At 65.5% G+C, this 23,846-nt stretch carries 26 protein-coding genes and 1 other RNA gene; 14 read left to right on the forward strand and 13 right to left on the reverse strand.

What is annotated here, in order from left to right; genetic code table 11:
* Positions 1-57: 57 nt before the first annotated feature.
* The 3 genes from EDE12_RS00955 to EDE12_RS00965 form a co-directional block, all read right to left on the reverse strand.
* Complete coding sequence (locus EDE12_RS00955) at positions 58-333, reverse strand: hypothetical protein (RefSeq protein WP_024878437.1); 276 nt, start codon at positions 331-333, stop codon at positions 58-60.
* Between the two features lie 114 nt (positions 334-447).
* Positions 448-687 carry a hypothetical protein gene (locus EDE12_RS00960; RefSeq protein WP_024878436.1) on the reverse strand — a complete coding sequence of 80 codons (240 nt, stop codon included), beginning with the start codon at positions 685-687 and terminating at the stop codon, positions 448-450.
* 130 nt (positions 688-817) lie between these two features.
* Positions 818-1,027 carry a cold-shock protein gene (locus EDE12_RS00965; RefSeq protein ID WP_024878435.1) on the reverse strand — a complete coding sequence of 70 codons (210 nt, stop codon included), beginning with the start codon at positions 1,025-1,027 and terminating at the stop codon, positions 818-820.
* 279 nt (positions 1,028-1,306) lie between these two features.
* On the opposite strand from EDE12_RS00965, the gene EDE12_RS00970 reads away from it, so the two are divergent.
* From EDE12_RS00970 to smc, 3 genes are all read left to right on the forward strand, one after another.
* Positions 1,307-3,064 (forward strand): glucan ABC transporter ATP-binding protein/ permease, encoded by a 1,758-nt coding sequence (locus EDE12_RS00970; RefSeq protein ID WP_026599975.1) that lies wholly within the window; start codon positions 1,307-1,309, stop codon positions 3,062-3,064.
* A 148-nt stretch (positions 3,065-3,212) separates the two neighbouring features.
* A complete protein-coding gene (locus tag EDE12_RS00975) occupies positions 3,213-4,412 on the forward strand; it encodes a GGDEF domain-containing protein (protein WP_036292089.1) in 1,200 nt (399 codons plus the stop codon).
* Positions 4,413-4,512: 100 nt separating this feature from the next.
* Complete coding sequence (smc, locus tag EDE12_RS00980) at positions 4,513-7,971, forward strand: chromosome segregation protein SMC (protein WP_024878432.1); 3,459 nt, start codon at positions 4,513-4,515, stop codon at positions 7,969-7,971.
* 45 nt (positions 7,972-8,016) lie between these two features.
* Here the strand turns inward: smc and EDE12_RS00985 are convergent, their stop codons facing one another.
* The 7 genes from EDE12_RS00985 to EDE12_RS01015 all read right to left on the reverse strand — a co-directional run bounded on the left by EDE12_RS00985 (position 8,017) and on the right by EDE12_RS01015 (position 12,311).
* Positions 8,017-8,562, reverse strand: a complete 546-nt coding sequence (locus tag EDE12_RS00985; RefSeq protein WP_024878431.1) for an SRPBCC family protein — start codon at positions 8,560-8,562, stop codon at positions 8,017-8,019.
* Positions 8,563-8,619: 57 nt separating this feature from the next.
* A complete protein-coding gene (locus EDE12_RS00990; protein ID WP_024878430.1) occupies positions 8,620-9,033 on the reverse strand; it encodes a VOC family protein in 414 nt (137 codons plus the stop codon).
* A 110-nt stretch (positions 9,034-9,143) separates the two neighbouring features.
* Positions 9,144-9,557: a VOC family protein gene (locus tag EDE12_RS00995; protein WP_024878429.1), complete on the reverse strand. Its 414-nt coding sequence runs from the start codon at positions 9,555-9,557 to the stop codon at positions 9,144-9,146.
* A gap of 38 nt (positions 9,558-9,595) precedes the next feature.
* On the reverse strand, positions 9,596-10,561 hold the full coding sequence (locus EDE12_RS22060; RefSeq protein ID WP_084768607.1) for an SRPBCC family protein: 966 nt from the start codon (positions 10,559-10,561) through the stop codon (positions 9,596-9,598).
* A gap of 9 nt (positions 10,562-10,570) precedes the next feature.
* On the reverse strand, positions 10,571-11,473 hold the full coding sequence (locus tag EDE12_RS01005; protein WP_026599973.1) for an SRPBCC domain-containing protein: 903 nt from the start codon (positions 11,471-11,473) through the stop codon (positions 10,571-10,573).
* Entirely contained in the window at positions 11,457-11,801 is a 345-nt protein-coding gene (locus EDE12_RS01010) for a metalloregulator ArsR/SmtB family transcription factor (protein ID WP_026599972.1), read from the reverse strand. The genes EDE12_RS01005 and EDE12_RS01010 overlap by 17 nt, the downstream gene beginning before the upstream one ends.
* Before the next feature lie 156 nt (positions 11,802-11,957).
* Positions 11,958-12,311 carry a DUF2200 domain-containing protein gene (locus tag EDE12_RS01015; protein ID WP_026599971.1) on the reverse strand — a complete coding sequence of 118 codons (354 nt, stop codon included), beginning with the start codon at positions 12,309-12,311 and terminating at the stop codon, positions 11,958-11,960.
* 169 nt (positions 12,312-12,480) lie between these two features.
* Between EDE12_RS01015 and EDE12_RS01020 the strand changes: the two genes are divergently transcribed.
* From EDE12_RS01020 to EDE12_RS01050, 7 genes are all read left to right on the forward strand, one after another.
* Complete coding sequence (locus EDE12_RS01020; RefSeq protein ID WP_024878424.1) at positions 12,481-13,170, forward strand: 50S ribosomal protein L25/general stress protein Ctc; 690 nt, start codon at positions 12,481-12,483, stop codon at positions 13,168-13,170.
* A 61-nt stretch (positions 13,171-13,231) separates the two neighbouring features.
* Positions 13,232-13,837 carry an aminoacyl-tRNA hydrolase gene (pth, locus tag EDE12_RS01025; RefSeq protein WP_026599970.1) on the forward strand — a complete coding sequence of 202 codons (606 nt, stop codon included), beginning with the start codon at positions 13,232-13,234 and terminating at the stop codon, positions 13,835-13,837.
* Positions 13,834-14,055: a hypothetical protein gene (locus tag EDE12_RS01030; protein WP_051592621.1), complete on the forward strand. Its 222-nt coding sequence runs from the start codon at positions 13,834-13,836 to the stop codon at positions 14,053-14,055. Before pth ends, EDE12_RS01030 begins: the two co-directional genes overlap by 4 nt.
* 118 nt (positions 14,056-14,173) lie before the next feature.
* The gene (locus EDE12_RS01035) at positions 14,174-14,533 is read left to right on the forward strand and encodes a helix-hairpin-helix domain-containing protein (protein WP_024878422.1); all 360 of its coding nucleotides are present in this window, start codon (positions 14,174-14,176) and stop codon (positions 14,531-14,533) included.
* A 190-nt stretch (positions 14,534-14,723) separates the two neighbouring features.
* Positions 14,724-15,102: a transfer-messenger RNA gene (gene ssrA, locus EDE12_RS01040) on the forward strand.
* A 45-nt stretch (positions 15,103-15,147) separates the two neighbouring features.
* Positions 15,148-15,711: a ClpXP protease specificity-enhancing factor SspB gene (locus EDE12_RS01045; protein WP_026599969.1), complete on the forward strand. Its 564-nt coding sequence runs from the start codon at positions 15,148-15,150 to the stop codon at positions 15,709-15,711.
* Between the two features lie 6 nt (positions 15,712-15,717).
* Positions 15,718-15,912, forward strand: coding sequence for a DUF4169 family protein (locus tag EDE12_RS01050; RefSeq protein WP_026599968.1), 195 nt, complete (start codon positions 15,718-15,720; stop codon positions 15,910-15,912).
* 67 nt (positions 15,913-15,979) lie between these two features.
* On the opposite strand, the gene EDE12_RS01055 is transcribed toward EDE12_RS01050, so the two are convergent.
* Both EDE12_RS01055 and EDE12_RS01060 read right to left on the reverse strand, forming a co-directional pair.
* Positions 15,980-17,083, reverse strand: a complete 1,104-nt coding sequence (locus tag EDE12_RS01055; RefSeq protein ID WP_026599967.1) for a DGQHR domain-containing protein — start codon at positions 17,081-17,083, stop codon at positions 15,980-15,982.
* 185 nt (positions 17,084-17,268) lie between these two features.
* On the reverse strand, positions 17,269-18,981 hold the full coding sequence (locus EDE12_RS01060) for an OmpW family outer membrane protein (RefSeq protein ID WP_024878418.1): 1,713 nt from the start codon (positions 18,979-18,981) through the stop codon (positions 17,269-17,271).
* A gap of 363 nt (positions 18,982-19,344) precedes the next feature.
* Between EDE12_RS01060 and purL the strand changes: the two genes are divergently transcribed.
* The 4 genes from purL (at position 19,345) to EDE12_RS01080 (ending at position 23,246) form a co-directional block, all read left to right on the forward strand.
* Positions 19,345-21,549 (forward strand): phosphoribosylformylglycinamidine synthase subunit PurL, encoded by a 2,205-nt coding sequence (purL, locus tag EDE12_RS01065; protein WP_026599966.1) that lies wholly within the window; start codon positions 19,345-19,347, stop codon positions 21,547-21,549.
* A gap of 14 nt (positions 21,550-21,563) precedes the next feature.
* Entirely contained in the window at positions 21,564-21,794 is a 231-nt protein-coding gene (locus EDE12_RS01070; protein WP_024878416.1) for a BolA/IbaG family iron-sulfur metabolism protein, read from the forward strand.
* A gap of 77 nt (positions 21,795-21,871) precedes the next feature.
* Positions 21,872-22,216: a Grx4 family monothiol glutaredoxin gene (grxD, locus tag EDE12_RS01075; RefSeq protein WP_024878415.1), complete on the forward strand. Its 345-nt coding sequence runs from the start codon at positions 21,872-21,874 to the stop codon at positions 22,214-22,216.
* Between the two features lie 391 nt (positions 22,217-22,607).
* Positions 22,608-23,246 carry a class I SAM-dependent methyltransferase gene (locus EDE12_RS01080; protein ID WP_245267430.1) on the forward strand — a complete coding sequence of 213 codons (639 nt, stop codon included), beginning with the start codon at positions 22,608-22,610 and terminating at the stop codon, positions 23,244-23,246.
* Positions 23,247-23,264: 18 nt separating this feature from the next.
* Here EDE12_RS01080 and EDE12_RS01085 read toward each other — a convergent pair whose 3' ends face one another.
* Positions 23,265-23,837 carry an NUDIX hydrolase gene (locus EDE12_RS01085; RefSeq protein WP_036291331.1) on the reverse strand — a complete coding sequence of 191 codons (573 nt, stop codon included), beginning with the start codon at positions 23,835-23,837 and terminating at the stop codon, positions 23,265-23,267.
* Between the last annotated feature and the right edge of the window lie 9 nt (positions 23,838-23,846).

The raw sequence follows: 23,846 nt of genomic DNA on the forward strand, positions 1-23,846 counted from the left end.
GTATCGCGTCGCGCCGCGGCGCTCCAGCGGCGCGCGCGTCACGCTATCTGAACGATTCTATTTTTTCACCGCCGCATCGATCCGCCGCGGCAGAGGAAATTCCGCGCTTTCATACAAGCCGCGGATCGCCGCGCCCGTATAGGTCGCCTCGGCCACCTCGAGCGAGCAGGTTCCGAGCAAAGCGGCGGGCATATCCTCGACAGCATAGCGAATCGCCTCCGCGGCCTGGGCGAAACGCCGGAATTCGACGGAGTTCTGATAGGATCGCGACCGCTTGGCGAGCGTCTTGGATGAGAAAAGGCCGGCTTCCATGCCGTAATCGAATGCGCTCATCGCTCTTCTCCCTGTCGTCCGCGCTTTTCGGCGCGAAAATCGATCACGACGCCGCCGCGCAGCCGTGTGGACGAGACGACGCGAGCGACGCGCACAACCCTCCGAAGCGAGAAATTACCAGGCGAATTCCATTCCCGCTTCCGTCACGACACGTTCGAGACCGTCCCGGTCTCCTTTGATGACATATTGGAATCCGGCGCCGCTGTCGGGCAGCAGGCGCATGATCCGGAATGTCTCTTTTTCCGTTCGCGCGCCTAGGCGATGATAGATTTGCGCGCCGAGACGAAACTTATGCGTCGGCGCTTCTTTGCGAAGCCGCTGATAGCGGGAGAGCTCATTCGAATGCGCGCTCACAATGTCGGCCCTTTCGGATGGAGTGCGACGCGCCGATCCGCGAAGGAACGACGCGCCTCCACCGGGGGAGAAGACCCCGCGCTCGCCGCCGGTACATCCGCGGTCGGCGCGCAGGGCCTGATCGCTAAGGTCAGTCGACCTTCAGCTGATCCGCCGATGATTTGCCGCTGCGCCGGTCGACGACGATCTCATAGGAGAGCTTCTGGCCCTCGGCGAGGCCGTTAAGGCCCGCGCGCTCGACAGCGCTGATATGAACGAAGACGTCGGCTCCGCCGGACTCCGGCTGAATGAAGCCGAAACCCTTTTGCGCATTGAACCATTTCACGATGCCGGTCTGCATGACTTGTCCTTTCGAAGAACAGGGGGGATTGAGGCGTTCGCGACATGCGACGCCTCGCTTGATCGATGTTCTGGAGAGGAAGTCATAATGCCCGGGGCGCCGTTAGGCGCGAAGCAGGAGTCGACCGGCCGAAAACTCGATAGAACGTATGTGGGGCATTCGGGCGGATAATACAAGCGTGGCCGGAGAGAATTCGCGAAGCTCTCGCCTCGCGCGACCTTGCGCTCCCCGGCCCGCCCGCTATAGACCGCGCCATCGCCTCTCCCATTTAGTTGTCTCATGTCCGTGCTCTCCGTCTATCTCCGCGTCCTCGCGCAGCTGAAGCCGCAGAAACGTCTCGCGACGATCCTCGTCGTCGCCAATCTCGCCGTGGCCATTGCGCAATTCGCCGAGCCCATGCTGTTCGGCCGCGTCATAGACGTGCTCACGCGCGCGCAGGCGGTGGGCGTCAAGCTCGCCTGGGGCGATCTCGTGCCGCTGCTGGCGGCCTGGGCCGGCTTCGGCCTCTTCTCCATCGCCGCGTCTGTGCTGGTCGCGCTGCATGCCGATCGGCTCGCGCATAGAAGCCGGCTCGCGGTCATGGCCGCCTATTTCGAGCATGTGCTCGATCTGCCGTCGAGCTTTCACGCCGGCGCACATTCCGGCCGGCTGCTGAAGGTGATGCTGGAGGGCGCCTCGGGAATGGCGGGGCTGTGGCTCTCCTTCTTCCGCGAGAATTGCGCCTCCTTCGTCGCGCTCTTCGTGCTGCTGCCGGCGACGCTCTTCGTCAATTGGCGGCTCGCTCTGCCGCTCATCGTGCTCGTCATCGTCTTCGGCGCGCTCACCTCCTTTGTCCTGCGCCGCACCGAGCAATTGCAGAGCAAGGTGGAGCGTCACCATTCCTCGCTCGCCGAGCACGCTTCCGACGCGCTCGGCAATGTCGCCGTGGTGCAGAGCTTCACGCGCGTGCAGAGCGAGACCAATGCGCTGCGGCGGATCATCGACGAATTGCTCGCCGCGCAAATTCCGGTGCTCTCCTGGTGGGCGCTGGCGGCGGTAGCGAGCCGCGCCTCGGCGACGCTCACCCTGCTCGTCATCTTTCTGCTCGGCGCCTGGCTGCATTTGCAGGGCCTCGCCTCCATCGGCGAGATCGTCGCCTTCATGAGCTTCGCGACCATGCTCATCGGCAGGCTCGAGCAAATGGTCGGCTTCCTCAATGTGCTGTTTCTGCTCGCGCCCAAGATCGCCGAATTCTTCGCCATTCTCGACACGCGGCCGACGGTCGCTGATCGCGAGGATGCGCGCGATCTCGGCCGGCTCGCGGGCGCCGTCGCTTTCGAGAATGTGAGCTTTTCTTATGGCGGCGAGCGTCTCGCGCTGCGCGACGTCTCCTTCTCGGCGCGGCAGGGTGAGACCATCGCGCTGGTCGGCGCGACCGGCTCGGGCAAATCGACGACGCTCGGTCTCTTGCATCGCGTCTTCGATCCGGCGCAGGGCCGGGTGACGATCGACGGGGTCGACATTCGCGACATGACGCTGACCTCGCTCCGCCGCAACATAGGCGTCGTGTTTCAGGAGCCTATGCTGTTCGCCCGCTCGATCGAGGAGAATCTGCGCGTCGGCAAGCCGGACGCCAGCGAGGAGGAGATCGCCCGCGCAGTGGAGCTGGCGCAGGCGCGCGATCTCGTCGCGCGCCAGAGCGACGGGCTTGCAACCTTGGTCGGCGAGCGCGGCCGCACATTGTCGGGCGGCGAGCGCCAGCGCCTCTCCATCGCGCGCGCGCTGCTGAAGGACCCGCCGATCATGATTTTCGACGAGGCGACCAGCGCGCTGGACGCGACCACAGAGCGTCAGTTGCAAAAAGCGCTGGAGGCGGCGACGGCGGGCCGCACCACTTTCATCATCGCCCATCGTCTGGCGACGGTGCGCCATGCGGACCGCATATTGGTGCTGGATCGCGGCGAGATCGTCGAGAGTGGGACCTTCGACGGACTGGTGGCGAAAGGCGGCCTGTTCGCCGAGCTCGCCAAGGCGCAGTTCATCACCACCGGGGCGTGACCCCTCTCCGCGAGACCCAGAGCGGCGGTTGCGCATTCGGCGGCTCCGACGCTTAAGCGATTGTTTCCTATAGGGGCAGAACCGCGCCATGCGCTCTGGCTCTCGCTCGTCGTCGCGCCTATCCTCAATGAAACGGCGCGAGCGATCCATGCTGACCAAATACCTGCAACGCTTTTCGCGGCGTTCGGACGAGCTTCCGGACGCTGCATTGATCGAGCTCGTGGATGTCGTCTACAGGGCTCTTCCTCCCATCGCCATCATGGGCGTCACCATGGTCGGCATCGGCGCCCTGCTGACAATCCGGACAGGCGACGGCCTGCTTTTGCTCGTGACCCTCGCCGGCGCGATCGTCTCCGCCGCTCGCATCGCTCTCATGCTGCTCTATCGCCGCCGGCGGGCCGCCGCGCGCCCCACGGCGAGCGAAGCCAGGCAATGGGACCAGCGCTACGCCGTCGGCAGCTTCGCCTTCGCCGCCTTGCTCGGCGCGCTCGACGCGCGGGCGCTCACGGTGGAGGCCGCCGTGTCCGACCTCATATTGAGCCCGATGCTGGTCACGACGCTGATCCTCGCCTATGGGGCGGGCGTCGTCACCCGCCTGTCCGCCCGCCCGCAGCTCTGCTGGGGGAGCGTGGCTCTGGCGACCATACCGACAGTCGCGGGTTTCGGCATGCGCGCGATCGCCGCAGACGGCTGGTACGCGCAGACGGTCTTCGCCACTCAGGCGGTCGTCGTCGGCGTTTTCGCTCTGGCCGGCCTCGGGCTGGTCGAGGATTTCTATGACACGGTGCGACAGCAGATCATCGCGAAGCTGGATCTCGCGGCGCTGGCCGGCAGAGACCATCTGACGGGCCTCGCCAATCGCATTCTCCTGCAAGAGAAGCTGGAAGAGGCCGGCGCGCGCATCGAGCAGACCGGCGGCCTGTTCGCGCTCCATTATCTCGATCTCGACCGCTTCAAAGAGGTCAATGACAGTTTCGGCCATATCACGGGAGACGCCCTCCTCCGGGCCGTCGCCGAACGGCTGACGCAGACCGTGCGCCAGGGAGACACTGTCGCTCGCCTCGGAGGCGACGAATTCGTCGTCATCCAGCTCGGGATCCAGCTCTCCGACGAGGCGGAGCTTCTGGCGCGCCGCATCGTCCAGGCGGTCGGCGCGCCTTACGAACTCCTCGGAGGGAAAATTCAGATCGGCGTCAGCATCGGCGTCGCCTTGGCTCCGCGAGACGGAGCCGGGCTCGAGCAGCTCGTGTCCTGCGCCGACGCCGCCCTCTACCGAATGAAGCGCAAGGGACGCGGCGGCGGCTTTTGGGCAGAGGAGGACGCGCCTCTCGCCAGGAATGTCGCCTGACCGAAGCCAACCGGGGATGCGGGGGCGAAACCGCGCATTCCCACAACATATCGCGCCCTATTTCTTGCCTTCCCCGCTATTTTGTGGCGCTCTGGCGCGCATGAAATTCCAGCGGCTCCGACTTCTCGGCTTCAAGAGCTTCTGCGAGGCCACAGATTTTCTGATCGAGCCGGGCCTGACCGGCGTCGTCGGGCCGAATGGCTGTGGCAAGTCCAATCTCGTCGAGGCCCTGCGCTGGGTCATGGGCGAAAGCTCCTACAAAAACATGCGCGGCTCGGGGATGGATGACGTCATCTTCTCCGGCGGCGGCTCGCGCCCGGCCCGCAATGTCGCGGAAGTCGGCCTCGTGCTGGACAATAGCTCCCGCACCGCCCCGGCCGCTTTCAACGACGCCGAGACTTTGGAAGTCACCCGCCGCATCGAGCGCGAGGCGGGCTCTACCTATAGGATCAATGGCCGCGAGGTGCGCGCCAAGGATGTGCAGCTGCTGTTCGCCGACGCCGCCACCGGCGCGCGCTCGCCGGCGCTGGTGCGCCAGGGGCAGATCGGCGAGATCATCTCGGCCAAGCCGCAGGCGCGCCGCCGCATTTTGGAGGACGCCGCCGGCGTCGCCGGCCTCCACTCCCGCCGTCACGAGGCCGAGCTGCGCCTGACCGCGGCCGCCGATAATCTCACCCGCCTCGAGGATGTGTTGAAACAGGTCGACGGCCAGACCGAGAGCCTGCGCCGCCAGGCGCGGCAGGCGCAGCGCTATCGCGCCGTGGCGGCGGAAATCCGCAAGAATGAGGCGCTCGCCGCCTATATCGCGCATCGGCAGGCAAGCGAGCAGCTGAAGCTCGCCGAGCGCAAGCTGGAAGAGGATTTAAAGCTCGTCGAGGAGCGCACGTTGCAGCAGGCCGAGGCCGCGCGACTGCAGGCGATCGCCGCCTTCGAGCTGCCGAAGCTCCGCGACAAGGAGGCCGAGGCCGGCGCGGCGCTACATCGGCTGATCATGGCCCGCGACGCGCTGGACGGCGAAGAGAAGCGCGCCAAGGAGCGCATCGCCGAGCTGACCCGCCACGCGGAGCAATTCGCCCGCGACGTCGAGCGCGAGCGCGCGCTGATCGACGACGCCGCCGAGGTGACGCAGCGGCTCGAGGACGAACGCGGCGAGCTCGCCGAGCAGGACGCCATCGGCGCCGAGCGCGAAGCGGAAGCGCGGGAGCGTCTCGCCGAGATAGAGGAGGCGCTGGCCCGCACCGAGGCCGAACTCTCCGAGGCGCAGCAATCGCTGGCCGGCGTCAACGCCCAGCGCGGAGCGCTGGAGGCGGCGCTGCGCGAGGAGACGCAGCGCGTCTCGCGTTTCGAGGCCGAGCTGACCCGCGTCGAGACGGAATTCGCGCTGATCGCCGGCCAGGGCGGCGCGGCGGAGGAGGTGGAGCGCCTCGCCGAATCGCTCGAAATGGCGAGCGAGCAGGCGCGCGAAGCCGACGAGACCGCTCTGATGGCCGAAGAGGCGGCGATCGAGGCGCGCGAGGCGGAGAGCCTATCGCGCCAGCCGCTGGCCGAGGCCGAGAAGCGCGCCGGACGTCTCGAGACCGAGGCGCGCACGCTGGAAAAGCTGCTCGAATCGGGCGGCGGCGATCTCTGGGCGCCGATCGTGGAGAGCGTCAGCGTCGAGAAGGGCTATGAGACCGCGCTCGGCGCCGCGCTCGGCGACGATCTCGACGCCTCCATCGAGACCTCCGCCCCGGCCCATTGGGCGCTCACCTCCGGCGCCGGCGATCCCTCGCTGCCGCCGGGCGTGCGCACGCTCGCCGAGATGGTGCAGGCTCCGCCGGCGCTGGCGCGGCGCCTCGCGCAGATCGGCGTCGTGCTGCGCAGCGAGGGCGCAGCATTGCGCTCCATGCTGAAGCCTGGCCAGCGCCTCGTCTCCAAGGAAGGCGACCTCTGGCGCTGGGACGGATTCACCCAGGCCGCCGAGGCGCCGACGCCGGCCGCCCGCCGTTTGGCCGAGAAGAATCGCCTCGCCGATCTGCGCCTCGAGGCCGCAGCCGCCCGCGAGGCCGCCGACGCGCTCGCCGACGAGGCGCAGACGGCGCAGGAGCAGGCGCGCGCTGCCGCCCTTGCCGAGAGCGCCGCCCGCGAGGGTCAGCGCCGCGCCCGCGCCGCGCTGGAAGAAGCGCGCGAGCGCCATGTCGTGGCGGAGCGCCGCCTGGGCCAGATCGCGCAGCGCCTGTCGGCGCTCGAGGAGGCCAAGGCGCAAATCCTCGCCAATCGCGACGAGGCGGCGATGAAGCGCGAGGGCGCCGCGCGTGCGCTGGACGCGCTGGACGAGCCAGCCTCGCTCGCCGGCGCGGTGGAGCATGTGCGTTCCCGCGCCGCCGCCGAGCGCGCTCAGGCCGGCGAGGCGCGCGCCGCGCTCACCTCGCTGCGCCATCAGGCCGAGACGCGCGCCGCGCGCAAATCGGCGATCCTGCGCGAGAACGCCTCCTGGATGGAGCGGCGCGACCGCGCGCAGGACCGCATATCGGAATTGGAGCGCCGCCTCGAGGATTCGCGTGACGAGCAGGAGCGGCTGATCGATTCGCCGGAGACCTTCCTGCTCCAGCGCCGCAATCTTCTCTCGGCGATCGAGGAGGCCGAGGCCGCCCGCCGCGCCGCCGCCGATGCGCGCACGACCGGCGAGACGGCGCAGGCGGAATCCGATCGCGCCGCCCGCATGGCGCTGGAGGCGATGAGCGCCGCGCGCGAGGAGAAAGCCCGCAGCGAGGCGCAGCTCGAGGCCGCGCGCCGCCGCTCGGCCGATGTGGAGCACGCCATCGCCATGGAATTGGAGAGCGAGGAGCATTCGCTCGCCGAGCTCGCCGGCGTCACCGGAGAGGAGACGCAGCTGCCCGCCATTCCCGACATAGAGCGCAAGCTGGAAGGGCTGAAGGCGGATCGCGAAAGATTGGGCGCGGTGAACCTGCGCGCCGAGGAGGAGCTCGGCGAGATCGAGACGCAGCGCGACAAGATGATGGCCGAGCGCGAAGACCTCGCCGAGGCGATCAAGAAATTGCGCGGCGCCATCGCCAGCCTCAACAAGGAAGGCCGCGAGCGCCTGCTCGTCGCCTTCGAGCAGGTGAACGCGCATTTCAAGGAGCTGTTCAGCCTGCTGTTCGGCGGCGGCACGGCGGAATTGCAGCTCATCGAGAGCGACGATCCGCTGGAGGCCGGCCTTGACATTCTCGCCCGCCCGCCGGGCAAGAAGCCGCAGACGATGACGCTGCTCTCCGGCGGCGAGCAGGCGCTGACCGCAATGTCGCTGATCTTCGCGGTCTTCCTCACCAATCCGTCGCCGATCTGCGTGCTCGACGAGGTGGACGCGCCGCTCGACGATTACAATGTCGAGCGCTTCTGCGCTCTGCTCGAGGATATGCGCAAGAAGACCGACACGCGCTTCGTCGCCATCACGCATAATCCCATCACAATGGCGCGCATGGATCGCCTGTTCGGCGTGACGCAGGCCGAGCGGGGCATATCGCAGCTCGTCTCCGTCGATCTCGAGCAGGCCGAGAGATACGCGCAGGCGGTCTGAGGCCGCGCCGTCGCGCTCACGGAATGAACGACTGTTTTCGTCGCATCATTCCGCCGCCTCCTCGCGCGCCGTCTCGACGAGGCGCTTCAAATCGGAGAGGCCCTGCTCGAATGCGCCGCCGACCATCTTCTCCGGCTTCATGACGAGGCTGAACAGCTTGCCGAGGAAGGGCTGGCGGCCCTTCATGTCCCAGGTGACGAGCGAGCCGCCATCCTGCGGCGCAATGGTGAATTCGACACGATTGCTGCATCTCATAGGCCGATCCATGCGCAAGGCGACGACCACTTTCGACGGCGCGACGGATTCGACGATCTCGACGCGTCCGGCGCCGACTTTCGCATCGCCCTCGAAATCGCAGGCCGCGCCGACGCCGCGCTCCGGGCCGGCATAGGAGAGCTTCACGCTCTTGTCCTTCACGAAAGGACTCCATTCATTGGTGGCGCGCGGATCGTCGACGAGCGGGAAAACGCGCTCCGGCGGCGCGGCGACGAAGATGGAGCGCGCAATGTGGCAGACGTCCGGCTGGCGCGCCGCCAGCACGAGAATGACGGCGATGATGAGGGCGACGCCAGCGCCGATAATTTCCAACATGTCCAACCTCGTGAAGGGGCGGAGCGGCGCCCGCTTCCACGCGGGCGCCGCGCGCCGTCATTGCGGCACGACCACCATCCAGGGAACGCCGAAGCGATCGGTGAGTATGCCGAAAGCGGGTGAGAAGAAGGTCTTGGTCAAGCGCATCTGCGTCTCGCCGCCATCGGCGAGCGCCGCGAAGACGCGTTCGGCCTCCTCGAGGGTCTTGGCGCCGTAGGAGAGCGAGAAGCCTTTGAAGCCGCCGCTCTCGGCGCCGTCGCCATCCGAGCCGAAGACGACGGCGTCGCCGATCTGCAGCGCCATATGCATCACCTTGGCGTTCCAGCCCGGCGGCATCATGTCCGCCGGCGGCGCCAGAGGCGAATCCTTGTAGCGCATCAGCATCTGAACCTGCGCCCCGAGCGCTTTCTCATAAAAGGCCGCGGCTTCCTCGGCGCGGCCATCGAAGATGAGATAGGGTTGAATTGTCATCACATGTCTCCCCGCGAGCGCCGCGGAAGGGCGCTCGTTTCGTGGGGGAGATCATGTCCGCGCGAGGCGTTTCGTCAACAGGCGCGAATCGTCCAGCGCTCTCGTCGCCGTTATTTTGGGACGACTATCATCCACAGCACGCCGAAGCGATCGACCGCCATGCCGAAGCTCGTCGCGAAAAAGGTCTCGCCCAAGGGCATGCGCGCTTCGCCGCCGTCGAGGAGCGCGGCATAGAAGCCTTCTGCCTGCGCTGCGTTCTTCGCCTCGAGCGAGACGGCGAAGCCCTCGAAGTGAGCGGCGTCTGTGCCGCAGCCATCCGATAGGAAAATTTCCGAATCGCCGATCCGAAGGCAGGAATGCATGATCTTCGCGCCCCAATCGGGCGCGAGCGCTCCGGGCGGCGGCGGCTCGGGACTCTCGTCGAAGCGCAGCAGGAAATTCACCTCGGCGCCGAGCGCCTTTTGGTAGAAGGCGATGGCTTCATCGGCGCGGCCGGAGAAGAAGAGATAAGGCTTCATCGTCATCGAATGCTCCTTTGCTTTTAAAAGATTGTGGAGGCGGGTCAGCCCTGGACGAGATAGCTCTCCAGCTCATCGAATGTTCCGGCCCAGCCATTGCTCAGCGCCTCGAGCGCGCCGGCGAAGGTCGCGATCTCTTCGGCGCTCGCCTCGAAGGGCCGCGCGACGAGCGTCAGCTCGCCGGCGCCGTCCTTTTCGGTGAAAACATAAGTCGTCTCGACCTTCAGCGGCCAAGTCTCGCTCAGCGGATGCCGTGTGAGCCCGCGATTCGCGTCGGAGAAGGAGGCGATGAGCGTGATGCGCGTCGGCGCCTCGATCTCGCGATATTCGAAGAGCCCCCACATGGGGCCGCCGTCCGGCGCCCGCAGGCCATAGTGATAGGAGCCGCCCGGACGGAAATCCATTTCCGAGGCGATGACCGGAACGCCCTTCGGCCCGAACCATTGCGCCATTCGCTCGGGCTCGGTGAGGGCCTTCCACAGAAGGTCGCGCGGAACAGCGAAGCGGCGCGACGTGGAGAAGACAGGATCGGCCGATTCCTCGACGAAATCGCCGAGGCGATCGAGATTTTCGGCGAGGCCGATCGCGACGCCATATTCACGCTCGGCGCGATCGCGCTCGACGAGCGTCGGGAAGCGCATCCGCCAGTCGATGCGCGTCTTCTCGCCTTCTTGCGAGAAGGAGATGGTCGTCTCCTTTCTCACAGGATCCGCGTCGTCGTCGCCCGGATGGACATAGGCGATGCGCTCGGGCCGCTGTATCTCGCGAAAGACGATCTTGTTCTCGTAATCGCGCCCGTCCGGGCCGTGCATGACGAAGCGCCAGACGCCGCCCGGCGCGAATTCGAAAGCTTGCGTCGTGAGCGAAAAACCCTTCGGCCCGAACCAGCGCGCCAGTCGATCGGGCGCGGCGAAAGCGTCGAAAACAAGCGCGCGCGGCGCATCGAAGAGGCGCGTCCCGGAAATCTCCGGAACGTCCGAAGGGACTGAAATGCGAGCATCGTCGGACATGACGCCTCCTCAATGATCGCTTGTCGCCAGCTCGCGCGCGAGCTCGGCGAGATAGTCGAATGCGCCGGTCCAGCCATGCTGGTGCGAGGCGGCGGATTCGGCCGTGGCGAGGCCGCTCTGCACGAAGATCATCTCGGTCTTGCCGCCCTGCTCCGTGAGCTCCACCTCGATCGTCGTCAGCGCTTTCGGCTCGAGATGATTGCGCTCCCATTCATGGGTCAGCACGAGCCGCGCGGGCGCCTCGATCTCGAGATATTCGCCATGATGGATGAACTCCTCGCCCTCCGGCGAGCGCATTCCGGCGCGCCATTTGCCGCCGATGCGCAGATCATTCTCGACAAACAGCACGTTGAATGTCGCGGGGCAGAGCCAGCGCATCATATGCTGCGGCTCCGTCCAGCATTTGAAAACGAGCGCGCGCGGCGCCTCGAATGTGCGCAGCAGAATGAGCCGATGCGGCGCATCCGCTTCGCCGGTCTGGCGCGCGAGGCCCTCGAGAATTCCAGCCCAGCCGGCGCGGATGGCGAAGGATTTGGCGAGCGCTTCCGTCGTCATATGATGCGTCAGCGTCAACAGGCTGCCGGCGCCGTCCGGGCGAATGTCGATCTCGATCCGCGTGGATGGGCCTTCGCGCTGCAATCCCAGAGTGAAGACGAGACGGCTCGGGCGTTCGATCTCGATATATTCGCCGAAATGCGTCGCGAGACTCTCGCCGCGCTGCTCATGGATGGCGAAACCGCCGCCGATGCGCGCGTCGATCTCGACATGAGCGGATTGTCCCGAGGGCGTGCGGAACAGCCAGCTTTCGACGGCTTTGGGATCGAGCCATGCGTCGAAGAGGACCGCCGGCGGCGCGGCGAAGCGCCGCGTGATCGTGAGCGGCGGGATGGCGTCGTCAATTCTTTGGAGCATCGGGGTCGCCCTTCTGCAATTCGGCGAGATAGGCGTCGAGCCGATCGAAGCTCTCCTCCCAGAAACGCCGATAGGTCTCGAGCCAATCGGAAACTTCGCGCAGCCGGGCCGCGTCCAGCTTGCAGGGACGCGATTGCGCGGCGCGGCCGCGGGTGATGAGGCCGGCCTGCTCGAGCACTTTCAGATGTTTCGAGACCGCAGGCTGGCTGATGGAAAAAGGCGCTGCGAGCTCGCCGACCGAGGCTTCGCCCTGTGCGAGCCGGGCGAGGATCGCGCGGCGCGTCGGGTCCGCGAGAGCGGCAAAGGTGGCGCTGAGGGGGTCCGGCATCTATTACCTGTTAGATATTTAACTTATTAGTTATATAACTGACCCGGAAATAGGCTGTCAAGCTTCCCGCTTCGAAAAGGCGCGGCTCCGTTTGGGATTTCACGGCGGCCGGCGCTGCATGGCGCGCGGCGCGCAGACGATCGATCGTCTCCCCGCTCAGCTCTTGCGAAGGATCTTGTCGAGCGCCTTCCCGCGCGCCAGCTCGTCGATCAATTTGTCCAAATATCTTATTTCCCGCATGATCGGCTCCGCGATTTCCTCGACTCGAACGCCGCAGACGACGCCCTTGATGGAGGCGCGCAATGGATTGAGCTCTGGAGCGAGCGCAAAAAATGTCTCGAAGTCGGTCTGCTCGTCCAACCGAGACTGAAGCCCCGCTCGATCATAGCCGGTCAGCCAAGAGATGATCTGATCGACCTCCTCCTTCGTGCGTCCCTTCTTCTCGGCTTTTGCGACATAGAGAGGATAGACGCTCGCAAAGCTCGTCGTATAAATTCGGTGTTTCGTCATGGGTTTGGTCTCCGAAAATCATCGACGGCGCGCGTCGCGACGGCCATTCGCCGCCCGCCCCGAGCCTTGCCTCTGAATTTGCCCTCGCCTATAAGCCGCAGCAGCGCGTCGGCATCCGACACCCCTGGAGGCGAAAGGCGCGCTTTCTCTTTGAAAAAAGGACACCGAAATGGCCGAGATCAAGAAGCTCGCGGCCACGGTGCGCAGCGGGACAGGCAAGGGGGCCGCCCGCAGCGTTCGCCGTGAGGGCCGTATACCAGGAGTCATCTATGGCGGCGGCGAGGCGCCGACGCCACTGTCGCTCGACAAGAAAGAGCTGACCAAGCTCATCTACGCCGGGCATTTCCTCACGACGATCTTCGAGCTCGACATCGACGGCAAGCCCGAGCGCGTCATTCCGCGCGACTATCAGCTCGATGTGGTCAAGGACTTCCCGCTGCATGTCGACTTCCTGCGGCTGAAGGCGGGCTCGCGCCTGCGCGTCGACGTTCCGGTGCATTTCATCAATCATGAAGCGGCGCCCGGCATCAAGCGCGGCGGCTCGCTCAACATCGTCTTCCACGCGATCGAGATGTGGGTGCCGGCCGACAATATTCCGGACGCCATCACCGGCGATCTCACCGGCCTCGACTTCAACGATTCGCTGCAGATCTCGGCTTTCACCCTGCCGGCGAACTGCAAGCCGACCAATCCCGACAAGAACTTCACGGTGGCGTCGATCGCGCCGCCGGTCGTCTCGGCCGAGGAGATCGCGGCCGCTGCGGCCGCCGCCGCGGCTCCGGCCAAGGGCAAGGGCGGCAAGGCGGCCCCGGCGGCCAAGGCCGCTCCGGCCGCCAAGGCTCCCGAGAAAAAGAAATAAAGGAGACGGGCGATCGGCGCTGGCCGCCGATCGCCCTCCTTCGGCTCGGAGCCCATAGGCCATGCTGCTCTTCGTCGGCCTCGGCAATCCCGGCCGCGAATATGCCGGGAACCGGCACAATATCGGCTTCATGGCGGTCGAGAAGATCGCCGACGCCCATGGCTTCTCTGCGTCGCGCGCGCGCTTCCAGGGCCTCGTCCGCGAGGGGACGATCGCCGGCGAGCGCGTGCTCGCGCTGCTGCCGCAGACCTATATGAACGAATCCGGTCGCTCGGTCGGCGAGGCGCTGCGCTTTCACAAGATCGCGCTGTCGGATGTCGTCGTCTTTCATGACGAGCTCGATCTCGCCCCCGCCAAATGCCGCGTGAAGATCGGCGGCGGCGCGGCCGGGCACAATGGCCTGCGCTCCATCGGCGCCCATATCGGGCAGGATTTCAAGCGCATGCGGCTCGGCATCGGCCATCCGGGCGACAAGGCGCGCGTGCATTCTTACGTTTTGGGCGATTTCGCCAAGAGCGAGGAGCCCTGGGTGAAGGCGCTCTGCGGCGCGCTGGCCGACAATGCCGCGCTGATCGTCAAAGGCGACGACGCCGGCCTGCAGAACAAGATTCATCTCGCCATGGACGCCGCCGGCTTTTCCGCGCCCAAGCGCGTGGGCGAGGCGTGATCGCGCGCGCGGCCTTCGCCCTCGCGCTGCTCTGCGCGAGCATGGCCCACGCTGCAGAGGAAAAGCCGGCCCAGGCCTATGGCGAGGATCATCCCGCCTGCCTCGAATGGACCGACGGCTGCCTCGTCTGCGCCCGCCTCGAGGATGGCTCGGCCGGCTGCTCCATGGTGGGCGCGGCTTGCCTGCCGGCCGCCGTCTCCTGCCTGAAGAGCAAATGAAGCCCGGGCTCGGCGGCTGAATTTCAGGTGAACGCCGCATTCAAAACGGGTTCAGCGCGAGCACGGCATGATGCGCAAGTCGATCGGGGAAATGTCCCCGTCCAAGGAGACAGCCATCATGAAGACCAACGCCATTCTCGCCATCGCCCTTTTCGCTTCCGCTCCGGCTTTCGCCCAGACCGCGACCGTCCCCGGCGCGAAGCCCCCGGCCGGCCCCGCCGCCGCCGCGACCACCGCGACTGCGCCGGTCAAGCAGGTCGTCGCCGTCTCCGCGCCGCTCGACATCAATTCCGCGACGGTGGAGCAGCTCTCCGGCGTGAAGGGCCTCACCCACACTCTGGCCGAGGCGATCGTGAAGGGCCGGCCCTATAAGGCCACGGACGAGCTGGTGAAGAACCGCATTCTCACCGATGCGCTGTTCGCCCAGGTCAAGGACGGACTGACCGTCAAGGATGGCCAGGCCGTCAAGCACAACTGATCCGAGGCCGGCGCCTCCTCCCCGCAGGCCGCTCGCGAAACGCCCGTCGATCCTCGGCGGGCGTTTTCGCGCGTTTTAAAAAATAATACGTAAATTCAATTTGTTACAGCGCTCGCGCGGATGCGGCGCGTCCGCATGCGCTCAATCTGCGCGAGAAAGTCGGGGAGATCGGCGCAGCTTTGCCCCGCAGCCCCTTTCCGCATCGGCCCTTAATGCGTATATTGTGAGCTGCCGACCTTCGGGACGGCTATGGCGATAAACGAACTCCGTAATAAACCTATCGGACCCGGGGGCGGTACCCGGCGCCTCCACCAGAGGCCGTCACGCGAGACATGCATGTTTGGCGCGGCGGCTTGTGGCGGGGGCGAAATAGGATCGACGAGGGCGTAAAGGGTGCTTTTTCGCTCGGCATGATACCGCCGTTATCGGGTCAAACCTTATAGTTGCCAACGACAACTATGCTCCGGTGGCCGTCGCTGCGTAATGCAGTGAAGGTACTGGGATTCAAGCCCTAGGGGGTAGCACTTCTAGGCGGGGCTCGGAGGCGCCTGGCAACAGAAGCCTCCACTTTCGTCCCGGCGGGGCAGAGCGAACAGGGGTTCTCGGCGAGCGTCATGTCCACCGACCTCATCAGATACGATCTTCTCGTCCAGGACGCGCTTCGCGGCGTCATGCGCAAGGTTCTCGCCGATGCATCGGCCGCGGGCCGGTTGCCGGGCGACCATCATTTCACCATCAGCTTTCGCACCAAGGCGCCGGGGGTCCGAATCTCCAAGCGCCTCGCGGAGCAATGGCCGCAGGAGATGACCATCATCCTGCAGCATCAATATTCTAATCTCATCGTCGATGAGCGCGGCTTCTCGGTGGGCCTGTCCTTCCGCAGCATTCCCGAGCAGCTCTATGTGCCCTTCGAGGCGGTGACGGTCTTCTCCGACCCGTCTGTCGATTTCGGCCTCAAATGGGAGGTCGACGAGCTCGCCCCCGCCCGCGAGGAAGAGGAGCCGGCCCGTTTCCCGACGCGGCCGCAGCCCGCCGCCGGCGAGACGACGCCCGTCCGGCCCGGCCCGCGCCCCGCCCGCAGCGAGAAGCGCCCGGATTCCGCGCCGCCCGCGACAGAAGAGAGCGGCGGCGAGGCCGCCAAGATCGTCTCCATCGACGCCTTCCGCAAGAAGACCTGATTCGCCATGGGCGAGATCGTCAATCTGCGACGCGCCCGCAAGGTCAGGGACAAGCGCTCCAAGGAGGCGGAGGCGGAAGCCAATCGCATCGCGCATGGCCGCACGAAAGCCGAGCGACAGCTCGGCGAAGCGACGGCGCGCCTCGAGACGGAAAAGCTCGACGCGCATCGGCTAGAGGCGCCGCAATCCGAGCCGGAGTGACAAAAGCGAGCCTGAAGGCTCGCGATCCAATGTGCGGCCTGGACCGCGAGCCTTCAGGCTCGCTCCTTCAGGCGAACAGCCATTGCTTGAGCGAGAAGCCCGAGCTCAGCGCTTTCCGATAATTCTCATAGAGCGCCAAATGGCCGGTCGCGGGCTTGGGCAGCTCGCTCTTCTTCAGCTTGCGGAAGAAGGGGCCGAGAATATCCTCGAAATTCTGCGTGGTGTAACGCCCGCCATAACGGTCCGAGACGCGCTCGGCGACATTGGCGAACAGCAGGACCAGCGCCTTGAACAGCGCCGGATTGGCGATATTCGCCTCCGCGCCATGATAGCGCAGCCCGTTGAGGCAGGCGCGCAGATAGGCGTTGAGCACCTGATAGACATCCTGCGCCGAGGCGTCGACGAAAGCGCCGTCGATGGATTTCAGCGCGGCGTTGAAAGTCACGCGCGAGATCTTGCCTTTGCGCCGCTCTGAAGGGCTGAGCAGGCCGGCGAGCACGCTCTTCTCGTCATTGGAGAAGAGGTCGAAGACATTGTGCAGCAGCGCCTCGGCCTCGGTCTCCGATTCGGAGAGACGGCGAATGTCCAGCAGCAGCTCCGGTGGCACCGGACGCTGCTTGGTGTTGATGTCCATGAACAGCTGACATTCCTGCGATCGCGTCAGCCTATTGTAGACGACCACCGGCACTTTCACGCTCTTGGCCGCGAGATTGAAGCCATAGACGCGATGCTGCCCATCGATGATGAGGAAGGAGCGCGGGTCCTTGCGGAAGGTCAGCTCGCCGCTCTTGCGGTCGAATTGGAGCTGCGCGCGCGGCTGCGCGGAGAGAATGATCGCGCTCGGCACGCTGCCGAAGCCGCTGTCGATATAATCGGCGATCTCTCGCGCGCGTTTTTTGTCGAGCAGGCGCTGGAAACCGTCGATCGGATTGTCGAGCCGCGCCTCCACCGTGCAAGTGGCGGCCAGCAGATCGCTCGGCAAAACCAGCGTGTAGAAACGATGCTTGCCCTGGGTGACGAGCAGAGCCGGCGCGTCGGCGAAGCCGGCGCCCGTCCGCCGCGGCGCATCCGACGTCTCGTCCGGCTCGCCGGGAAGCGCGGCTTCGAGCGCGGGCTCGACCTCGCTCGGCTCGGCATGATCGGAAGGCGGCGCGTCGATCGGATTTTCCATGTTCAGATCCTTCGGGAAAGCGCGCCGGAAGGACCGGCGAATCGTCGCATTGAACCGAATCGAACACGTAACCGGCCGAATCCTAGCGGCGAGGCGGCAAAGAACAAGGCGAATCGCAATCGGGTCGACAAAAAAACCGGCCCCTTTCGGAGCCGGCTTGTTTTTCTTTCAGCTTTGCGCGCCGCTCAATATTTGGCGAGCACGGGCTGCAGCAGGCCGCCGCCGAAGCGATAGGTGACGCCCGCCGAGACGACGATCGGGTTGATCGGCAGCGACACTTTGACCGGAACGAAGATCGGGCCGAGCGCCGCCGCCCCCGGCACGAAAGCGACGGCCGTCGCGTGAACCATCGGATGAATGCCGATATATTTGACGTCGACGTTCACGCCCCAATGCTCGTTGAACATATAGTCGAAGCCGGCTTGGCCGACCACGCCCCAAGAGGGAGCGACAGTCGCCCATTGGAAGGTGGCGAGCGCTCCGGGCAGGCCGAGACCGGCCAGCGTCGAGCCCGCCGCGAAGGGGATGCCCCAGACATCGTTGTTGACGCGCGTGCCCCAGAAGGCCGTGAAATTCGCGCCGACGCCGAGATAGGGCTGGAACTGGCCGAAATTGGTGAAGTGATACTGCGCCATCAGGGACGGCGGGAACACCCAGGAGCGCGCGAAGTCGCTGGCGATGGTGCCCGTGCCCTGAATGTGATGCGGCGCGACGCAGCAGATCGCCTCGATCGCCCAGTTCTTGGTCAGGTAATAGGCGACGTCGAGCATGGGAACGATCGACGTCGAGGTGTTGGTGCTGGCGCCGGAGATCACGCCATTCGCGCCGGTGAGGCCCGAGAGGCGGCCGATGGAGCCGAGCGCCGGATGGGCGATGCCCTGATCATAGACAGTGCCATGGCCGTCCAGCGGAATGACGCTGCCGACCTTCAGGCGAACCTGGAAGGGCTGATAGCTGTCGACGAAGGCCGGCGGCGGCGGCTCCTTGAGCGACGAAAGGCCGTCGGCGCGCGAGACGAGGCCGGGCGCGAAGGGGTCGAAGTGCCAGTTGAGGCCGACGCGGACATTGTGGAAACGGGTCGGCGAATTCTGCGTCGCGGCGAAGACAGGCGTCGTCGCGCCGAGGATCGCCGCCGTGCCGCCGTTTAGAGAGACGGAATTGGCGTTGGTCGAGCCGAGATCGACATAGAGATATTCCGCCTTGACCGACCAATTCGGGATGGGCGACCATTCGACGCCGCCGCCCGCCGTCCAGCCGGTGCGCGTGTCGTCGGAATAGCCATGGCCGACTGCGGCTCCGGCGAAACCGGCGCCCACGGCGGCGAAATTATCCGCGAAGCCGACATTGTGGATCACCTGGCCATAGGCGAAGCCGCCCGTGCCATAGATCATCAGATTGGGAATGGACGGAAGCACGAAGCCGACGCGGCCGCGTACAGTGCCGAACCAGTCGACGCCCTTGGTCGAATCGGCGCTCTGCAGATGCGCGCCATTGCCGTCGAAGACGCCGACCGCCGATTTCGCCTTGCTCTCCACGTCTGTGGCCTGAATATCGGCCTCGAGGCCGAGAACTAGCCAGGGGTTGACCTGATGATTATAGCCGACCTGTCCGCCGCCGATGACGCCGTGCAAATCCTGCGAGGCGCCCCAGGCGGAGCCCAGCGGCGTGACCGGCGCGAGCGAGCCCGCCGAAATATAGCCGAGACCACCCGTCTCCCGGCTGGAATCGCCGAAGCCATAGCCGATGTTGATGCCGCCGTAGAGGCCGGTCCAGCTGAAAGCCGGGGGAGGAGGCGGCAACGGCGCGCTCTTCATCGAAGGAAGATCGGCCGCCTGAACCGTAGCGCTCGCTGCGGTCAACACGGATGCGGCGAGCGCGCCGCGCAAAACACTTCTCATCAGGCTCCCCCGTCGATTGATCTTAGGACGGCGCGCAAGGCGGCCGTCCGAGTCGGCGCTCAAATTGCTCCGATTTTCGACAGGAGGACTTGATCTAGATCAAGGACTGCCTCGTCTCACAATTCTTTCTCTACAGCTGTGACTCTTTGGCAACAGCTCGCGACAGTTGCCATTGCGCGGCGATCCTATTAATCGGGGGGCGAACCGCCGGATTCTGCGGCCTTTCTGGGGCGAAACGGCAGAATAGCGGGAGATTCGTCGGCGCCGCCCGCTCGGAAAGCTCGGTCGCGGCTGCGACAATTCGACTTACCCGAAACACGAGCCGAAGTCCGCGGCGAGGCCGCGTCCGGCGGGGGAGACACAATGCTCGAAGCGGCCTTGGCGCATGGGCTGAAGACAGAGGAATATGAGCGCATCGTCGCGCTGATCGGCCGCGCGCCGAGCCTCACCGAGCTCGGAATATTCTCGGCCATGTGGAACGAGCATTGTTCCTACAAGTCTTCGCGCATTCATCTGCGCAAGCTGCCGACCAAAGCGCCCTGGGTCATCAAGGGGCCGGGTGAGAACGCCGGCGTCATCGACATTGGCGGCGGCGACGCCTGCGTCTTCAAGATGGAGAGCCATAACCACCCGTCCTTCATCGAGCCTTATCAAGGCGCGGCGACGGGCGTGGGCGGCATTCTGCGCGATGTCTTCACAATGGGCGCGCGGCCGATCGCCTGTTTGAATCTCCTGCGCTTCGGCAAGCCGGCGCATCCCAAGACGCGGCGGCTGGTCGCCGGAGTGGTCGCCGGCGTCGGCGGCTATGGCAATTCCTTCGGCGTGCCGACGGTCGGCGGCTCGACCGAATTCGACGAATCCTATGACGGCAATATTCTCGTCAACGCCATGGCGGTCGGCCTCGCCCGCACGGATTCGATCTTCTATTCGGCGGCGGCGGGCGTCGGCAATCCGATCGTCTATCTCGGCTCCAAGACCGGCCGCGACGGCATTCACGGCGCCAGCATGGCCTCCGCCTCCTTCGAGGCCGACGCCGAGGAGAAACGTCCGACCGTGCAGGTCGGCGACCCCTTCTCGGAAAAGCTGCTGCTCGAGGCCTGTCTCGAGCTGATGGCCTCGGGCGCCGTGATCGCGATCCAGGACATGGGCGCGGCCGGCCTCACCTCCTCCGCCGTGGAAATGGGCGCCAAGGGCAATCTCGGCATAGAGCTCGATCTCGACGCACTGCCCTGCCGCGAAGAAGGCATGACCGCCTATGAGATGATGCTCTCGGAGAGCCAGGAGCGCATGCTCATGGTGCTGAAGCCCGAGCAGGAGAAAGAGGCCGAGGCCATTTTCGTGAAATGGGGCCTCGATTTCGCGATCATCGGCAAGACCACCGATAATCTGCGTTTCGTGGTCAAGCATAAGGGCGTCGTCGAGGCCGATCTGCCGATCAAGGAACTGGGCGACGAGGCTCCGCTCTACGACCGCCCCCATGTCCCGACGCCGAAGCCGCCGGTTCTCAATGCGGCTTCGATCGCGCCGCTCGGCTCCAATGCGCGAGCGCTGCTCGCCCTGCTGGCGACGCCGGACCTCTGCTCCAAGCGCTGGGTGTGGGAGCAATATGACCATCTGATCCTCGGCAATACGGTGCGCGCGCCGGGCGGCGACGCCGCCGTCGTGCGCATCCGCGAGGGGCGCAAAGGCTTGGTGCTGACCACCGACGTGACGGCGCGCTATTGCGCGGCCGATCCGGCGGAGGGCGGCCGCCAAGCTGTCGCGGAGGCCTGGCGCAATATTTCGGCGCGCGGCGGCCAGCCTCTGGCGCTCACCGACAATCTCAATTTCGGCAATCCCGAAAAGCCCGAGATCATGGGCCAGTTCGTCGGCTGCCTGCAAGGCATTGGCGAGGCGGCGCGGGCGCTCGACTTCCCGATCGTCTCCGGCAATGTCTCGCTCTACAATGAGACGCAGGGTACGGGCATTCTGCCGACCCCGGCGATCGGCGGCGTCGGCGTGATATCGGATGTCGCGCTCGCCTCCACCATCGCTTTGCCCGAGGGCGGCAAGACTATTCTGCTCATCGGCGAGACGACAGGCTGGCTCGGCCAGTCGCTCTATCTGCGCGATCTCGCCGGCCGCCGCGACGGCGCGCCGCCGCCGGTCGATCTCGAGGCCGAGAAGCGCAATGGCGATTTCGTGCGCGCGCTCGTGCTCGAGCAGCGGGCGCTCGCCGTCCATGATCTCTCGGACGGCGGCCTCGCCGTGGCGCTCGCCGAAATGGCGATCGCCGGCGGCGTCGGCGCGACCATAGACCGCCTGCCGGAAGGCCCGGCCCATGCGATCCTCTTCGGCGAGGATCAGGCGCGCTATCTGGTCGTGGCCGAGCCGGCGGAAGCGGCGGCGATCGAGGCCGATGCGAAGGCCGCGGGCGTGGCGGTTCTCGCTCTCGGCGCGACAGGCGGAAACGAGTTGCATCTGCCCGGCGAGGCGCCGATATTGCTATGCGACGTGCAACATGCGCAGCAGGCGCCGTTGCCGGCCTATATGGCCGGGGACGACAGCGTCTTCGCTCTAGGCTTTTAGGAGGTCGATGCGCAATGGCGATGGAAAGAAGTGAAATCGAGCGTCTCATCAAGGCGGCCATACCGGACGCCGTGATCGAGATCACCGCGCTCGCCGACGACGGCGATCATTGGGCCGCCTCGGTGAAGTCGGAGACCTTTCGCGGCAAGAGCCGCGTGCAGCAGCATCAGATGGTCAACAAGGCTTTCGGCGAGCGCCTCGGCGGCGAGCTGCATGCTCTGGCGCTGACCACGATCGCTCTCTAAAATCGTTTCTACGCCCGGCGGCGCTCGCCGGGCCGCCTGCAACGGAACCTTGAATTCCGCTAGACGAGGTAATCCCAATGTCCGAATCCACCACTACCGCGATCAAGAACGAGATCGACAGCGCCGATGTCGTGCTGTTCATGAAGGGCACGCCCGCCGCGCCGCAGTGCGGCTTCTCCATGCAGGTCTGCCAGATTCTCGGCCATGTCGGCGTTCCCTTCAAGAGCGTCAATGTGCTGGCCGATCCCTTCATTCGCGACGGCATCAAAGCCTATTCGCAATGGCCGACGATTCCCCAGCTCTATGTGAAGGGCGAGTTCATCGGCGGCTGCGACATCACCCGCGAGATGTTCCAGTCCGGCGAGCTGACCGCGCTCTTCGATAAGGAAGGCATTCCGCACGGGCAGACGGCCAAGGCGTAAGAAACCGGCGCCAGCCATTCTATCCGCCGGTCCGCTCTGTTTTTTCACGGCGGCCGCTCGCCGCGGACGCGTAATTGCGTCCGCGGCTCGATTCGCTGGATTTCATTTGCACCGTGAGGGCCGGCTTCCGGCCCACGAGATTTGCTGTCGATGCGGCAAAGCGTGCGCTCGCACCACACCTACGGACTCTCTCCGATAGCCAGCCCTGCCCGCGGTATGGAATATCCTGCGCACGCCAGATCGCGCCGCGCAGTTTTTCGCCGATCGGCGCATGTTTGCTGGATCGGAGCCGATGATGGATATCTCCTATTGCGTTCACGCTGAGAAAGCGATCGACGATTTCACAGCGCAGGATGGAACGATCCGGTTCTACAATTTCGTGAAGGCCATCATGTTGCGCGAAAAAGTCGAAAATGTCCTCGACTTCGGCGCTGGGCGCGGCGCGTTCTGGTCGGACACGCAATCCGCCTACCGTCGCCACCTTCGGGACTTGCGCACGACGGGCGCACGAGTCACGGCGGCCGACATAGACGAAGCTGTCTTGAGCCATCCTTGCTCGCATGAGCAGGCGCTGCTCGTACCCGACGCGCCATTGCCCTTCCCGGATGGAGCTTTCGATCTCATCGTGTCTGATACGACTTTCGAGCACCTCGAACATCCCGAGGTCGTCGCCAAGGAGCTCTTGAGAGTTCTAAAGCCGGAAGGCTATATCTGCGCGCGGACGCCGAACCGGTGGGGCTACGTCAGGCTGGCGAGCAATCTTCTACCGAACAGATTCCACGTCGGGGTGCTGAAGTCGGTTCAGCCCGGCCGCGATGCGTCGGATATTTTCCCGACATTCTACCGATTGAACAGCCCACAACAAGCAAAGCGGGTCTTTCGCGGGAAGCCGGTCTATCACTACTACGACAGCGGCGAGCCCTCCTATTATTTTGGAAGTCCCTGGCTCTATCGAGCCTTCAACCTGCTCCACAGAATTCTTCCGGCCCCGCTCTCGACCTCGGTCTGCCTGTTCATCCGCCAGCAGTGACGCAGCCGCCGCTGATCGTCACCCGCCGATTGTCACGCCCTTCATGCGGGCGAAAGTGATCGCCAGCAAGGCTACATGCTGCGCATTGACGATGGCCCCGCCGAGCGCGAGATCGAGCGCCTCGCGCCAGGGGACGCGCTCGACGCGAATATCCTCGCCGCTGTCGAGATTCAGAGGCGCGACCTCTTTCGCGCCTTCGCCATAGAGGACATGCACCCAGTTGGTGTGGGTCGCCGGATTGGGCGAAAGACGCGCCAAATGTCGCAATAATGGCGCGGCGTGTCCGGTTTCTTCCAGCAGCTCGCGCGCCCCGGCGGCGACGGGATCGCTCTCATGCGGGTCCATTCTGCCGCCCGGCAGCTCCAGCGACGCCACGCCGGCGCCATGGCGATATTGGCGCACCATGAGCAGACGGTCCTCCTCGTCCAGCGCGACGACATGGACCCAATCGGAATATTCCAGCACGTAATAGGGATCGAGCGAGACGCCGCGCTGCGTCACGCAATGATCCGCGCGCAGCGTGAGCCAAGAATCCTGCACGAGCGTCTGCGAGGAGCGGACCTCCCAGGGCCGCAATATGTCGTCGGTCAAAGCGCCATC

It is taken from the genome of Methylosinus sp. sav-2 (assembly GCF_004366495.1).
GTDB lineage: Bacteria > Pseudomonadota > Alphaproteobacteria > Rhizobiales > Beijerinckiaceae > Methylosinus.

Coding starts and splice junctions, on each gene's coding strand:
- EDE12_RS00985 (WP_024878431.1), bottom strand. CDS start 8,562: ATGTTGGAAATTATCGGCGCTGGCGTCGCCCTCATCATCGCCGTCATT.
- EDE12_RS00975 (WP_036292089.1), top strand. CDS start 3,213: ATGCTGACCAAATACCTGCAACGCTTTTCGCGGCGTTCGGACGAGCTT.
- EDE12_RS00990 (WP_024878430.1), bottom strand. CDS start 9,033: ATGACAATTCAACCCTATCTCATCTTCGATGGCCGCGCCGAGGAAGCC.
- EDE12_RS01045 (WP_026599969.1), top strand. CDS start 15,148: ATGTCCACCGACCTCATCAGATACGATCTTCTCGTCCAGGACGCGCTT.
- EDE12_RS01080 (WP_245267430.1), top strand. CDS start 22,608: ATGTTGCGCGAAAAAGTCGAAAATGTCCTCGACTTCGGCGCTGGGCGC.
- EDE12_RS01060 (WP_024878418.1), bottom strand. CDS start 18,981: ATGAGAAGTGTTTTGCGCGGCGCGCTCGCCGCATCCGTGTTGACCGCA.
- EDE12_RS00970 (WP_026599975.1), top strand. CDS start 1,307: ATGTCCGTGCTCTCCGTCTATCTCCGCGTCCTCGCGCAGCTGAAGCCG.
- EDE12_RS01070 (WP_024878416.1), top strand. CDS start 21,564: ATGGCGATGGAAAGAAGTGAAATCGAGCGTCTCATCAAGGCGGCCATA.
- EDE12_RS22060 (WP_084768607.1), bottom strand. CDS start 10,561: ATGTCCGACGATGCTCGCATTTCAGTCCCTTCGGACGTTCCGGAGATT.
- EDE12_RS00995 (WP_024878429.1), bottom strand. CDS start 9,557: ATGACGATGAAGCCTTATCTCTTCTTCTCCGGCCGCGCCGATGAAGCC.
- EDE12_RS01015 (WP_026599971.1), bottom strand. CDS start 12,311: ATGACGAAACACCGAATTTATACGACGAGCTTTGCGAGCGTCTATCCT.
- EDE12_RS01020 (WP_024878424.1), top strand. CDS start 12,481: ATGGCCGAGATCAAGAAGCTCGCGGCCACGGTGCGCAGCGGGACAGGC.
- EDE12_RS00965 (WP_024878435.1), bottom strand. CDS start 1,027: ATGCAGACCGGCATCGTGAAATGGTTCAATGCGCAAAAGGGTTTCGGC.
- EDE12_RS01010 (WP_026599972.1), bottom strand. CDS start 11,801: ATGCCGGACCCCCTCAGCGCCACCTTTGCCGCTCTCGCGGACCCGACG.
- smc (WP_024878432.1), top strand. CDS start 4,513: ATGAAATTCCAGCGGCTCCGACTTCTCGGCTTCAAGAGCTTCTGCGAG.
- EDE12_RS01050 (WP_026599968.1), top strand. CDS start 15,718: ATGGGCGAGATCGTCAATCTGCGACGCGCCCGCAAGGTCAGGGACAAG.
- purL (WP_026599966.1), top strand. CDS start 19,345: ATGCTCGAAGCGGCCTTGGCGCATGGGCTGAAGACAGAGGAATATGAG.
- EDE12_RS00955 (WP_024878437.1), bottom strand. CDS start 333: ATGAGCGCATTCGATTACGGCATGGAAGCCGGCCTTTTCTCATCCAAG.
- EDE12_RS01005 (WP_026599973.1), bottom strand. CDS start 11,473: ATGCTCCAAAGAATTGACGACGCCATCCCGCCGCTCACGATCACGCGG.
- EDE12_RS01035 (WP_024878422.1), top strand. CDS start 14,174: ATGAAGACCAACGCCATTCTCGCCATCGCCCTTTTCGCTTCCGCTCCG.
- pth (WP_026599970.1), top strand. CDS start 13,232: ATGCTGCTCTTCGTCGGCCTCGGCAATCCCGGCCGCGAATATGCCGGG.
- grxD (WP_024878415.1), top strand. CDS start 21,872: ATGTCCGAATCCACCACTACCGCGATCAAGAACGAGATCGACAGCGCC.
- EDE12_RS01055 (WP_026599967.1), bottom strand. CDS start 17,083: ATGGAAAATCCGATCGACGCGCCGCCTTCCGATCATGCCGAGCCGAGC.